Source organism: Streptomyces luteoverticillatus (assembly GCF_003970715.1).
Classification (GTDB): Bacteria; Actinomycetota; Actinomycetes; order Streptomycetales; family Streptomycetaceae; genus Streptomyces; species Streptomyces abikoensis.
In genome coordinates this window covers 585635-600230 of sequence record NZ_CP034587.1, presented here as the reverse complement: position 1 = coordinate 600230, position 14596 = coordinate 585635, and the positions used below count along the sequence as shown (strand labels likewise).

2 protein-coding genes (1 of these 2 only partly in view) are annotated in these 14596 nt (G+C 75.9%); both read left to right on the top strand.

Annotated elements, in window-relative coordinates:
- Positions 1-121 precede the first annotated feature (121 nt).
- Positions 122-1159 (top strand): GDP-mannose 4,6-dehydratase, encoded by a 1038-nt coding sequence (locus EKH77_RS02270; RefSeq protein ID WP_126912759.1) that lies wholly within the window; start codon positions 122-124, stop codon positions 1157-1159.
- A 262-nt stretch (positions 1160-1421) separates the two neighbouring features.
- Positions 1422-14596 carry the beginning of a type I polyketide synthase gene (locus EKH77_RS02265; protein WP_126912758.1) on the top strand. It continues 15361 nt past the right edge of the window, so only the first 13175 of its 28536 coding nucleotides appear in the window; the start codon lies at positions 1422-1424; its stop codon lies off the right edge, out of view.

The window sequence follows — 14596 nt, the reverse complement described above, 5'->3', positions numbered from 1 at the left end:
GGCCGTCCGCCCCCGGTCCGTCTCGACGTCCCGTTCCGAAGCCTCCTTCCCGAAGTCTCGGAAATTCCTTAGCCCGATGCGTGATTGCGTGAGCGTGCCGAGCACTGCGAAAGGGGACTGTATGTCCAAGCGCGCGCTGATAACCGGAATCACCGGGCAGGACGGTTCGTACCTGGCCGAGCACCTGCTCTCCCAGGGGTACCAGGTCTGGGGGCTGAACCGGGGGCAGGCCAATCCCCGGAAGGACAGGGTGAGCAGGCTCATCCCGGACCTCCAGTTCGTCCACGGGGACCTGATGGACCAGGCCAGCCTGGTGGCCGCCGTGGACCTCGTCCAGCCCGACGAGGTCTACAACCTCGGCGCGATCTCCTTCGTGCCCATGTCCTGGCAGCAGGCCGAGCTCGTCACCGAGGTCAACGGCACCGGCGTGCTGCGGATGCTCGAGGCCATCAGGATGGTCAGCGGACTCAGCGGATCGTCCGCGCGGGCGGACCGGCCCGGGCAGATCCGGTTCTACCAGGCGTCCTCCTCGGAGATGTTCGGCAAGGTCGTCGAGAGCCCCCAGAACGAGCGGACCTCCTTCCACCCCCGCAGCCCCTACGGCGTCGCCAAGACCTACGGGCACTACATCACCCAGAACTACCGCGAGTCCTTCGGGATGTACGGCGTCTCCGGCATCCTCTTCAACCACGAGTCGCCTCGCCGCGGCGCCGAGTTCGTCACCCGGAAGATCTCGCTGGCCGTCGCCCAGATCAAGCTCGGCCTCCAGGACAAACTCATGCTCGGCAACCTCGACGCCGTACGCGACTGGGGCTTCGCCGGCGACTACGTGCGCGCCATGCACCTCATGCTCCAGCAGGACGAACCCGGCGACTACGTCATCGGCACCGGGCAGATGCACTCCGTGCGGGAGGCCGCGCGGATCGCCTTCGAGTGCGTGGGCCTGGACTGGGAGGAGCACGTCGTCGTCGACCCCGCCCTCGTGCGGCCCGCCGAGGTCGAGACGCTCTGCGCCGACCACGGCAACGCCAGCGAACGGCTGGGCTGGGAGCCCTCGGTGGAGTTCCCCGAACTGATGCGGATGATGGTCGAGTCCGACCTCCGCCAGGCCGGCCGCGAGCGCGAATACGGCGAGCTGCTCTCCGCCGCGAGCTGGTAGGCCCGCCCCCCGCCACCTCTGCTCACACCCGTCGCACGCCCCGAGAGCGGACCGAACCGAGCGAAAACCGGCCGACTCTAGGGAATTCCATGGCCACGCCCGCCGACACTGAGCGCGTGGCGTGCGGGAAGTCGAGCAGGCGCCCCGTCGGTGCGGGGCGCCCAGATGACTCACGTCGACTGTGGATCAGCCATCCCGAGTGCCGGATGCCCACAGCGAATTCCTCTGCTGTCCGCCGGTCTTGAGATGGGTTGAGTTGACAATGGACAAGGAACAGAAGCTCCGGGACTACCTCAAGCGGGCGAGCGCGGACCTCAAGCGCACGCGGCAGCGGGTGGGCGAACTGGAGGCGGCCGCCCGCGAGCCCATCGCGATCGTGGGCATGAGCTGCCGCTTCCCCGGGGGCGTGAGCAGCCCCGAGGAGCTCTGGTCCATGCTCGTCGCCGGCGAGGACGGCATCACCGGCTTCCCCGGCGACCGCGGCTGGGAGCTGATGACCGACGGCACCGAGGAGTTCTTCGGCGGCTTCCTCCACGACGCCGCCCGCTTCGACGCCGGCTTCTTCGGCATCTCCCCGCGCGAGGCCCTCTCCATGGACCCCCAGCAGCGGGTACTGCTGGAATCCTCCTGGGAGGCCTTCGAACGGGCGGGCATCGACCCCGCGTCGGTCCGGGGCACCCGGACCGGCGTGTTCGTCGGGGCCATGCCCCAGGACTACCGCGTCGGCCCCGACGACGACGTCCAGGGCTTCACCCTCACCGGCAACGCCACCAGCATCCTCTCCGGCCGGCTGTCCTACTTCTTCGGGGCCGTCGGGCCCGCGGTGACCGTGGACACCGCCTGCTCGTCGTCCCTGGTCGCCCTGCACCTGGCCGCCCACTCCCTGCGCCAGGGCGAGTGCTCCCTCGCACTGGCCGCGGGCGTCACGGTCATGTCCAGCCCCACCACCTTCGTCGAGTTCAGCCGCCAGGGCGGACTCGCCGCCGACGGCCGCTGCCGCTCCTTCGCCGACTCCGCAGCCGGCACCGGCTGGTCCGAGGGCGTCGGCGTCCTCGTCCTGGAACGGCTCTCCGAGGCCCGCCGCAACGGGCACCAGGTCCTCGCCGTCATCCGGGGCTCCGCCGTCAACCAGGACGGCGCCTCCAACGGCCTCACCGCCCCCAACGGGCCCTCCCAGCAGCGCGTCATCGAGCAGGCCCTGACCAGCGCCCGCCTCTCCGCCGACGAGATCGACGTCGTCGAGGCCCACGGCACCGGCACCACCCTCGGCGACCCCGTCGAGGCCCAGGCCCTCCTCGCCACCTACGGCCAGGGCCGCCCCGAGGACCGCCCGCTGCTCCTCGGCTCGGTCAAGTCCAACATCAGCCACACCCAGGCCGCCGCCGGCATGGCCGGCGTCATCAAGATGGTCATGGCCATGCGCCACGGCCTGCTGCCCAAGACCCTCCACGTCGACGCCCCGTCCTCCCACGTCGACTGGACGGAAGGCGCCGTACGGCTCCTCACCGAGGCCACCCCCTGGCCCAAGGGCGACCAGCCGCGCCGCGCCGGCGTCTCCTCCTTCGGCCTCAGCGGCACCAACGCCCACACGATCCTCGAAGAGGCCCCCGAGTACGCCGAGGAGACCGCTCCCGAGAGCCGCCTCGACGTCGACGTCCTGCCCTGGCTCGTCTCCGGACGGACCCGCGAGGCCCTGCGCGCCCAGGCCGGCCGGCTCCTCGCCTTCCTCACCACCGCCCCGGCCTCCGGCCTCGACCCCGCCGACATCGCCTACTCCCTCGCCACCTCCCGCTCCGGCTTCGAGCACCGCGCCGTCGTGACCGCCGCCAACCGCGACGAAGCGCTCGCCGCGCTCACCGCGCTGGCCGCAGACGAACCGGCCGCCGCCACCCTCACTCAGGGCGCCACCCAGGGCGGCCGCGGCAAGCTCGCCTTCCTCTTCACCGGCCAGGGCGCCCAGCGCCCCGGCATGGGCCGCGAGCTCTACACCCGCTTCCCCGCCTTCGCCCAGGCCCTCGACGAGGTCCTCACCCACCTCGACCCCGGCCTGGACCGGCCCCTGCGCGAGCTCCTCTTCGCCGCCGACGGCACCCCCGAGGCCGAGCTCCTCCACCGGACCGGCTACGCCCAGCCCGCCCTCTTCGCCCTTGAGGTCGCGCTGTTCCGGCTGGCCGAATCCTGGGGCGTCAAGCCCGACTTCCTCGCCGGGCACTCCGTCGGCGAGATCGCCGCCGCCCACGTGGCCGGAGTGTTCTCGCTGGCCGACGCCGCGACGCTGGTCCTCGCGCGCGGCCGGCTGATGCAGGCCCTGCCCGCCGGCGGCGCGATGGTCTCCCTCCAGGCGAGCGAGGACGAGGTCCTGCCGCTGCTGGCCGGCCGCGCCGAGAGCGTCTCCCTCGCCGCCGTCAACGGCCCCCGCGCCGTCGTCGTCGCCGGCGAGGCCGACGCCGTCCACGCGATCGAGCGGCACTTCACCGACCTGGGCCGCAAGACCAAGGAACTGCGTGTCTCGCACGCCTTCCACTCGCCGCTGATGCGGCCGATGCTGGACGAGTTCCGCACCGTCGTCGCCGGCCTCGACCCGCAGGCGCCGGTCGTCCCCGTCGTCTCCTCCGTCACCGGCGCGCTCGCCACCGTCGAGCAGCTCACCTCGCCCGACTACTGGGCCGGCCACGCCCGCGACACCGTCCGCTTCGCCGACACGATCGCCTGGCTCGACGCCCACGGCACCGGCACCTACCTCGAACTCGGCCCCGACGGCGTCCTGTCCGCCATGGCCCGCGACTGCCTGGACGCCGACGAGCGGGCCGAGGGCACCGCCCCCGCCACCGTCGCGCTGCTGCGCGCCGGCCGCCCCGAGACCCGGGCCGTGACCGCGGCCGCCGCCGAACTCCACGTCCGGGGCGTGGCCCTGCGCTGGGACGACTACTTCACCGGCACCGGCGCCCGCCGCGTCGACCTGCCCACCTACGCCTTCCAGCGCCGCCGCTACTGGCCCAAGGGCGTCACCCACGGCGGGGACGTCCGCGCCGCCGGACTCGGCGCCGCCCACCACCCGCTGCTCGCCGCGGCCGTCACCATCGCCAACTCCGACGGACTGCTGCTCACCGGCCGGCTCTCCCTCCAGTCCCACCCCTGGCTGGCCGAGCACGCCGTGCGCGGCACCGTCCTGCTGCCCGGCACCGCCTTCCTGGAGCTGGCCGTCCGCGCCGGCGACGAGGTCGGCTGCGCGCGCGTCGAGGAACTCACCCTCGCCGCGCCCCTCGTCCTGCCCGAGCAGGGCGGCGTCCAGGTCCAGGTGTGGGTCGGCAGCCCCGACGCCACCGGCCGCCGCGAACTGAGCCTCCACTCGCGCCCCGACGGCGCCGAGGAACTGCCCTGGACCCAGCACGCCACGGGCGTCCTCGCGCCCGACGAGCACCGGGCCGCCGGCCCCGACGCCGCCGCCTGGCCGCCCGCCGGCGCCCAGCCGCTGGACCTCGACGGCTTCTACGACGAACTCGCGGCCACCGGCTTCGGCTACGGCCCGCTGTTCCAGGGCCTGCGGGCCGTGTGGCGCGCGGGCGACGACGTCTGCGCCGAGGTGGCCCTGCCCGAGGACTCCACCGTCGACGCGGGCTCCTTCGGCATCCACCCCGCGCTGCTCGACGCAGCCCTCCACGCCTCGGCCTTCCTCGGCCTCGGCGAGGGCGGGCGCGGCGGCCTGCCCTTCTCCTGGCAGGACGTGTCCCTCCACGCCTCCGGCGCGACCACGGTCCGCGTCCGGCTGTCCCGGGCCGGGGACGACGCCCTCTCCCTCGCCGTCACCGACACCACGGGCGCCCCCGTCGCCTCCGTCGGCTCGCTCGTCCTGCGCGCCCTGCCCGACGAGCAGTCGGCCGCCGCCGCGCCCATCGTCCGCGACGCGCTGTTCGAGCTGCGCTGGTCCCCGCTGCGGGACCAGGCCGGCGCCGCGCCCGCGTCCGTCGCCGTCCTCGGACCGGACGCGTTCGGCCTCGCCGCGGCGGCGGGAGCCACCGCGCTCGCGTCGCTGGACGCCGCCGACGGCGTCCCCGCGCTCGTCCTCGTGCCCGTGGCGGGCGACCCGGACGACGCGGCCGCCGCCGCGCACACCCTCACCGCGACCGCGCTGAAGCTGCTCCAGACCTGGCTCGCCGACGAGCGGTACGAGCAGTCCCGGCTGGTGTTCGTCACCCGGGGCGCGGTCGCCACGGACGGGCAGGAGGCCGTCGACCCGGCGGCCGCCGCCGTCTGGGGCCTGGTCCGTTCCGCGCAGACCGAGCACCCGGGCCGCTTCGGGCTCCTCGACCTGGACCCGGCGGAGGCCGGTACGCCTTCCGAGGCCCCCGCCCTCCTCCCCGAAGGCGCCCTCTCCGTCACCGAGCCGCAGGCCGCCGTCCGCGCCGGCACGGTCCTCGGCGCCCGGCTCGCCCGCGCCCAGGCTCCCCGTACGCGGGAGAGCGCCTGGAACCCCGACGGCACCGTCCTCCTCACCGGCGCCACCGGCGGCCTGGGCCGCGTTCTCGCCCGGCACCTGGTCGCCGAACGCGGCGTCACCCGGCTGCTGCTCGTCAGCCGCCGGGGCGCCGACGCCCCCGGCGCCGAGGAGCTCCGCGCCGAACTGACCGGACTCGGCGCCCACGTCACCCTCGAAGCGTGCGACCTCGCCGACGCCGCCGCCGTCGAGCGGCTGCTGGCCGCCGTGCCCGCCGAGCACCCCCTCACCGCCGTCCTCCACAGCGCCGGCGCCCTCGACGACGGCGTCATCGAGTCGCTGACCCCCGAGCGCCTCGCCACGGTCCTGCGGCCCAAGGCCGACGCCGTCTGGCACCTCCACCGGGCGACCAAGACCCTCGACCTCACCGCCTTCGTCGTCTTCTCCTCCCTCTCCGGCACCGTCGGCGCGCCCGGCCAGGGCAACTACGCCGCCGCCAACGCCTTCCTCGACGCCGTCGCCCGGCTCCGCCACGCCCAGGGCCTGCCCGCCCTGTCCCTGGCCTGGGGCCCGTGGGCGCCCGCCGCCGGCATGACCGGCGGCCTGTCCGGCGCCGAGCTGGAGCGGATGGCCCGCCGGGGCACGCCCGCGCTCACCGAGGAGCAGGGCGTCGCGCTCTTCGACGCCGCGCTCTCCTCCCGCGTGCCCGTCCTCCTGCCCGTGCGCCTCGACCTGTCCGTGCTGCGCCTCCAGGGCGACGTTCCGCCGCTGCTGCGCGGCCTGATCCGCACCCCCGTGCGCCGCTCCGCGGTCTCCGGCGCGGAGACCGCCGTCGGCCTCGTCCAGCGGCTGTCCGTCCTCGACGACGAGGGCCGCGCCGCGCTGGTGCGCGACCTCGTCCGCACGCAGGTCGCCGCCGTGCTCGGGCACGACGGCGCCCAGGACGTCGACGTGGACCGCCCGTTCCAGGAGCTGGGCTTCGACTCGCTCACGGCCGTCGAGATGCGCAACCGCCTCGGCGCCGTCACCGGGCTGCGCACCGCCGCCACCGTCGTCTTCGACTACCCGACCGTCACCGCGCTGGCCGGGCACGTCCTCGCCGAGCTCATGGGCGCCGACACCGCCGCCCCCGAGGCGGCCCCCAAGGCCGCCGCCGACCACGACCCCATCGTCATCGTGGGCATGAGCTGCCGCTACCCCGGCGGCGTCGCCTCGCCCGAGGACCTGTGGCGGCTGGTGAGCGAGGGCACCGACGCGATCTCGGGCCTGCCCACCGACCGCGGCTGGGACCTCGACGCCCTCTACCACCCCGACCCCGACCACCTCGGCACCACCTACACCCGCTTCGGCGGCTTCCTCCACGACGCCGCCGACTTCGACCCCGCGTTCTTCGGGATGAGCCCCCGCGAGGCCCTGGCGACCGACTCCCAGCAGCGGCTGCTGCTGGAGGCGTCCTGGGAGGCGATCGAGCGCTCCGGCATCGACCCGGTGTCGCTGCGCGGCAGCCGCACCGGCGTGTTCGCGGGCGTCATGTACAACGACTACGCGGCCCACCTCGCCGACGAGCGGTTCGAGGGCTTCCAGGGCAGCGGCACCTCGCCCAGCATCGCCTCCGGGCGCGTCTCCTACGTCCTGGGCCTGGAGGGCCCGGCCGTCACCGTCGACACCGCCTGCTCGTCGTCGCTGGTGGCCATGCACTGGGCCATGCAGGCGCTGCGGGCGGGGGAGTGCTCGCTGGCGCTCGCCGGTGGTGTGACGGTGATGTCCACGCCGACGTCCCTCATCGAGTTCTCCCGCCAGCGCGGCCTGTCCCCGGACGGCCGCTCCAAGGCCTACTCGGACGCGGCCGACGGCGTCGGCTGGTCCGAGGGCGTCGGCATGCTCGTCCTCGAGCGGCTCTCGGACGCCCGCCGCAACGGCCACCGCGTCCTCGCCGTGGTCCGGGGCAGCGCCGTCAACCAGGACGGCGCGTCCAACGGGCTGACCGCCCCCAACGGGCCGTCCCAGCAGCGCGTCATCCACCAGGCCCTGGCCGGCGCCGGCCTGACCACCGCCGACGTCGACGCCGTCGAGGGCCACGGCACCGGCACCACCCTCGGCGACCCCATCGAGGCCCAGGCGCTGCTCGCGACGTACGGTCAGGACCGGCCGGAGGAGCGGCCGCTGCTGCTCGGCTCGGTGAAGTCCAACATCGGCCACACCCAGGCCGCCGCCGGCGTGGCCGGCATCATCAAGATGGTCATGGCCATGCGCCACGGCGTCCTGCCGCGCACCCTGTACGCCGACGCGCCGTCCTCGCACGTCGACTGGGAGGCCGGCGCCGTCCGGCTGCTCGCGGAGGAGACGCCCTGGCCCGAGGCGGGCCGGGCCCGCCGCGCCGGCGTGTCGTCCTTCGGCATCAGCGGCACCAATGCCCACGTCATCCTCGAAGAGGCCCCCAGGGCCGCCGAAGTTCAGAACCCCGCCGTCGCCCCGGCCGTCGTGCCGTGGGCGCTCTCCGCCAAGAGCCGTGCCGCGCTGCGCGAACAGGCCGCGCGCCTGTACGCCCTCGTCGAGGCCGAGCCCGCCCTGGACCCGGCCGCGACCGCCCTCGCGCTCGCCACGACCCGCTCCGCCTTCGACCGGCGCGCCGTCGTCGTCGGCGACCGGGACGAGCTGACGCGCGCGCTCGCCGCGCTCGCCGCCGACCGGCCCGACCCGGCCCTCGTCGAGGGCGAGACCGGCTCCGCCGGCGAACTCGCCCTGCTGTTCTCCGGGCAGGGCAGCCAGCGCCCCGGCGCCGGCCGCGAGCTGTACGCCCGCTTCCCCGTGTTCGCGGAGGCCCTGGACGAGGTCACCGCCGCCCTGGACCCGCACCTGGACCGCCCGCTGCGGGACGTCCTCTTCGCCGCCGACGGCAGCCCCGAGGCGGAGCTGCTGGAGCGCACCGGCTGGACCCAGCCCGCCCTGTTCGCCCTGGAGGTCGCCCTCCACCGGCTGCTGCGTTCCTGGGGCGTCCGCCCGCAGGTCCTGCTCGGCCACTCCGTCGGCGAGATCGCGGCGGCGCACGCCGCCGGGGTGTTCTCCCTGGCGGACGCCTGCAAGCTCGTCGCCGCCCGCGCCCGCCTGATGGAGGCCCTGCCCGAGGGCGGCGCGATGGTCTCCCTGCGCGCGGGCGAGGACGAGGTCGCCGCGCTGCTCGCCGGGCGCGAGCACGAGCTGTCCCTCGCCGCCGTCAACGGCCCCGACGCCGTCGTGATCGCCGGTGACACCGACGCGGTCCACTCGGTCGAGCGGCACTTCGCCGCGCTGGGGCGCAAGACCCGGCGGCTGCGGGTGAGCCATGCCTTCCACTCGCCGCTCATGGAGCCGATGCTGGCGGACTTCCGCCGCGTCGCCGAGGAGATCGCCTACAGCGCGCCGGCCGTCACCGTCGTCTCCAACCTGACGGGCCGTGCCGCGACCGCCGAGGAGCTGTGCTCCCCGGACCACTGGGTCCGTCACGTCCGCGAGACCGTCCGCTTCGCCGACGGCGTCCGCGCCGCCCGCGCCCTGGGCGCGGCCACCTTCCTGGAGGTCGGCCCCGACGGGGTGCTGGCCGCCCTCGCCCAGGACGTCCTGGGCGACGAGACCGACACCGGCGCCGACGTCGTCCCGCTGCTGCGCGCCGGCCGGGACGAGGAGCGGGCCGCCACGACCGCCCTGGCCCGCCTCCACGTCCGGGGCGTCGCCGTGGACTGGACCGCCGTCCTCGCCGGCACCACCGCCCCCGCCGCCCCGGCCGTGGACCTGCCCACGTACGCCTTCCAGCGCGAGCGCTACTGGCCGGAGGCCGCCCCCGAGGCCCTCCCGGCCGTCGCGCTCGCGGACCCGGCCGACGCCGAGCTGTGGGGCGCCGTCGAACGCGGCGACGCCGCCGGGATCGCCGGGCTCCTCGGCCTGCGCGACGAACAGCACGCCTCCCTCTACTCCCTGCTGCCCGCCCTGTCGTCCTGGCGCCAGCAGCGCCAGGAGAAGGCGCTGCTCGACGCCACCCGCTACCGCGTCGAGTGGCGGCCCGTCCACGCTGCCGCCGCCCCCGTCCTGGACGGCACCTGGCTGGTCGTCACCACCGACGGCGTGGACGCCGACGAGATCGTGGACGCGCTGCGCGGCCACGGCGCCCAGTTCGAGCGCCTCGGCCTCGACCCGGCGGGGGAGGAGCGCGAAGCCCTCGCCGACCGCCTGCGGGAGTCCGGCGACATCTCCGGCGTGCTCTCCCTCCTGCCGCTGGCCGACCGGCCCGGCCGCCCCCTGGGCGAGCGGCTGCCCACGGGCCTCGCCCTGGGCGTCGTCCTCACCCAGGCGCTGGGCGACGCGGGCCTGACCGCGCCCGTGTGGACCCTCACCCGGGGCGCCGTCACCACCGGCCCCGACGACCCGCTCGCCGCACCCCTCCAGGCCGCCTCCTGGGGCCTGGGCCGGGTGGCCGCCCTGGAGGACCCGCGCCGCTGGACCGGCACGATCGACCTGCCGCCCGTCCTGGACGCGCCCGTGGTCCAGCAGCTCGTCAGCGCGCTCGCCGCGCGCGGCGGCGAGGACCAGCTCGCCCTGCGCGCCACGGGCACGCTCGGCCGGCGGCTCGTCCGCCGCCCGGCGGCCGACCTGCCGCCCGCCGACGCCTTCGCCGCCGAGGGCACCGTCCTCGTCACCGGCGGCACCGGCGCGCTCGGCGCCGACGTCGCCCGCTGGCTCGCCCGCAGCGGCGCCGAACACCTCCTCCTCACCAGCCGCCGCGGCCCCGACGCCCCCGGCGCCGACGCCCTGCGCGCCGAACTGGAGGAACTGGGCGCCCGCGTCACCCTCGCCGCCTGCGACATCGCCGACCGCGACGCGCTCGCCGAGCTGCTCGGACGCGTCCCGGACGAGTACCCGCTGACCGGCGTCGTGCACGCCGCCGGCGTCGGCCAGGCCGCGCCCCTGACCGACACCTCCCTGGCCGACGCCACCGCCCTCATGGCCGCGAAGCTCCTGGGCGCCGCCCACTTGGACGCCCTGCTCGCCGACGAGGACCTGGACTTCTTCGTCCTCTTCTCCTCCGTCGCCGGAGTGTGGGGCAGCGCCGGGCAGAGCGCCTACGGCGCCGCCAACGCCTACCTCGACGCCCTCGCCGAGAACCGGTGGGCCCGCGGCCTGCCCGCCACCTCCCTCGCCTGGGGCCCCTGGGCCGAGGCGGGCATGGCCACCCACGAGGCCGTCGCCGACCGCCTCCGGCAGAGCGGCCTGCGCTTCCTGGCCCCCGCCGCCGCCCTCGCCGAGCTGCGCCGCGCCGTCGTCCAGCAGGACGTCACGGTGACCGTCGCCGACATCGACTGGGAGCGCTACCACCCCGTCTTCACCTCCGTCCGCCCCAGCGTCCTCTTCGACGAACTCCCCGACGTCCGCGCCCTGTCCACACCGGCCGGCACCGCCGGCGAAGGCGCCGCGCCCGAGTTCGCCGGGCGGCTCGCCGGCCTGGACGAGGCCGCGCAGGAACGGCTGCTGACCGACCTGGTGCGCGCCGAGGCCGCCGTCGTCCTCGGCCACGCCTCCGCCGAGGCCGTCGACGGGCGCCGCGCCTTCCGCGACGCCGGCTTCGACTCGCTGACCGCCGTCGAGCTGCGCAAACGCCTGGCCGGCGTCACCGGCCTGGCCCTGCCCGCCACCATGGCCTTCGACTACCCGACGCCCCTGGCCCTCGCCCGCTTCCTGCGCGGCGAACTCCTGGGCGCCGGGCAGGCCGCGGCCGCCCCGGCCGCCGCGCCCGCCGGGGGCTTCGACGAGCCCGTCGCCATCGTCGGCATGAGCTGCCGCTTCCCCGGCGGCGTCCGCTCCGCCCAGCAGTTCTGGGAGCTGATCGAGGGCGGCGTCGACGCGATCTCCGACTTCCCCGTCAACCGCGGCTGGGACACGGGCCTCCACCACCCCGACCCCGACCACCCCGGCACCACCTACTCCACTCAGGGCGGCTTCCTCCACGACGCGGGCGAGTTCGACGCCGGCTTCTTCGGCATCTCCCCGCGCGAGGCCATCTCCATGGACCCGCAGCAGCGGCTGCTGCTGGAGACCACCTGGGAGGCGTTCGAACAGGCCGGCATCGACCCCGCCACCGTCCACGGCAGCGCCACCGGCACGTTCATCGGCTCCACCTACCAGGAGTACGGCCTCGGCCTCGACGACGGCGCCGCCGCCGGACACGCCGTCACCGGCACCAGCCCCAGCGTCCTCTCCGGCCGCCTCGCCTACCTCTTCGGCCTCGAAGGCCCCGCCGTCACCGTCGACACCGCCTGCTCCTCCTCGCTGGTGGCCCTCCACCTGGCCTGCCAGTCGCTCCGCAACGGCGAGAGCAGCCTCGCCCTCGCCGGCGGCGCGACCGTCATGACCACCCCGGCCCCCTTCATCGCCTTCAGCAAGCAGCGCGCCCTCGCGGGCGACGGCCGCTGCAAGGCATTCTCGGAGGCCGCCGACGGCATGACCCTCGCCGAGGGCGTCGGCGTCCTCGTCCTCGAACGCCTCTCCGACGCCCGGAAGAACGGCCACGAGATCCTCGCCGTCATCCGCGGCTCCGCCATCAACCAGGACGGCGCCTCCAACGGCCTCACCGCCCCCAACGGCCCCTCCCAGCAGCGCGTCATCCGCCAGGCGCTGGCCAACGCGGGCCTGACGGCCGCCGACGTCGACGCCGTCGAGGCCCACGGCACCGGCACCGCCCTCGGCGACCCCATCGAGGCCCAGGCCCTCCACGCCACCTACGGCAAGGACCGCGCCCCCGAACGACCGCTGCTGCTCGGCTCGGTGAAGTCCAACATCGGCCACACCCAGTCGGCCGCCGGCGTCGCCGGCGTCATCAAGATGGTCATGGCGCTGCGCAACGGCGTCCTGCCCCGCACCCTCCACGCCGACGAGCCCACCACCCACGTCGACTGGAGCCCCGGCACGGTCTCCCTCCTCGGCGCCGGCGCCGACTGGGCGCGCGGCGAGCGCGTCCGCCGCTGCGCCGTGTCCTCCTTCGGCATCAGCGGCACCAACGCCCACACGATCCTCGAAGAGGCCCCCCGCACCGAGGTGCCGGAGGAGGCCCCCGAAGCCCCCGAGGCACCGGCCGTCGTGCCGTGGGTGCTCTCCGCCCGCACCCCGGGCGCGCTGCGCGGCCAGGCCGCCCGGCTCTTCGAGAGCCCGGACCTCGTCCAGGCCCGTCCCGCCGACGTCGCCCACAGCCTCCTCACCTCCCGCGCCCTGTTCGACCACCGCGCCGTCGTCCTCGCAGGCCCCGGCCAGGACCCGGCGGCCGCGCTGCGCGCCCTCGCCGAGGGCCGGTCCGCGCCCGGCGCCGCCTTGGGCGTCGCCGACGCCGACGGCAGGACCGTGTTCGTCTTCCCCGGCCAGGGCTCCCAGTGGGCCGGCATGGCCGCCAGGCTCCTGGAGGAGTCCCCGGTCTTCGCCGAGCGCCTCGCCGAATGCGCCGCCGCCCTCTCCGAGTTCACCGACTGGTCGCTGCTCGACGTCCTCCGGCAGACCGAGGGCGCCCCCTCGCTGGAGCGCGTCGACGTCGTCCAGCCCGCCTCCTGGGCGGTGATGGTCTCCCTCGCCGAGCTGTGGCGCGCCCACGGCGTCGTCCCCGACGCCGTCATCGGCCACTCGCAGGGCGAGATCGCCGCGGCCGCCGTCTCCGGCGCGCTCTCCCTGCGCGACGCCGCCCGCGTCGTGGCCCTGCGCAGCCAGGCCATCGGCCGGATCCTCGCGGGCACCGGCGGCATGGTCTCCGTGCCGCTGCCCGCCGCCGACGTCGAGGAACGCCTGGCCGCCCTCGGCGGCGAGCTGGCCGTGGCCGCCGTCAACGGCCCGAACTCCGTCGTCGTCGCCGGGCCCGCCGCGCCGCTCGACGCCCTCATGGACCGGCTCACGGCCGAGGACGTCCGCGCCAAGCGCATCGCCGTCGACTACGGCTCGCACTCCGCCCAGGTGGAGCTGCTGGAGGACGAGCTCCTCACCGCGCTCGCCCCCGTCCGTCCGGCCGCCCCCCGGGTGCCGTTCCTCTCCACCGTCACCGGCGAATGGCTGACCGAGGACACGCCCCTCGACGCCGCCTACTGGTACCGCAACCTGCGCCGGACCGTGCGCTTCGACCCCGCCGTCCGCAGCCTCCTGGAGGCCGGGCACGGGGTGTTCGTCGAGGTCAGCTCCCACCCGGTGCTGGCCATGGCCGTCCAGGAGACCGCCGAGGACACCGGCGCCCGCGCCACCGTCCTCGGCACCCTCCGCCGTGACCAGGGCGGCGCCGACCGGTTCCTGACCTCGCTGGCCGAGGCGTACGTCCGGGGCGTCCGCGCCGACTGGGCGCCCGTCCTCGCCGGCGGTGCCCGCCGCGTCGAGCTGCCCACCTACGCCTTCCAGCGCGAACACCTGTGGGCGATCCGCGAGCAGCAGCGGACGGGCGCCGACACGGACCCGGCGGACAGCGCCTTCTGGGCGGCCGTCGAGGACGAGGACGTCGACGCCCTCGCCGCCGGACTCCGCCTGGACGGGGCCGCCCTGGCCCCCGTGCTGCCCGCCCTCGCGACCTGGCGGAAGCGCCGCCGCGAGGAGACCACCGTCGACTCCTGGCGCTACCGCGCCACCTGGAAGCCGCTCACCGGCCTGCCCCCGGCCGCCCTCACCGGCACCTGGCTCCTCGTCACCGCGCAGGGCCTGCCCGGCGACGACGTCACCGACGCGCTCGCCGCGCACGGCGCCGACGTCCGCACGCTCGTCCTCGACGACGCCTGCCTCGACCGCGCCACCCTCACCGACCGCCTCGCCGGCCTGCCGGATGCCACCGGCCTGACGGGCGTGGTGTCCCTGCTCGCCGCCGCCGAGGAGCCCGCCCCCGGGCACCCGGCGCTCGCGACCGGCCTCGCCCTGACCGTCACCCTCGTCCAGGCCCTCGGCGACGCCGCGATCGACGCGCCCCTGTGGTGCCTGACCCGGGGCGCGGTCGCCACCGGCCGCTCCGACCGGCTCACCCG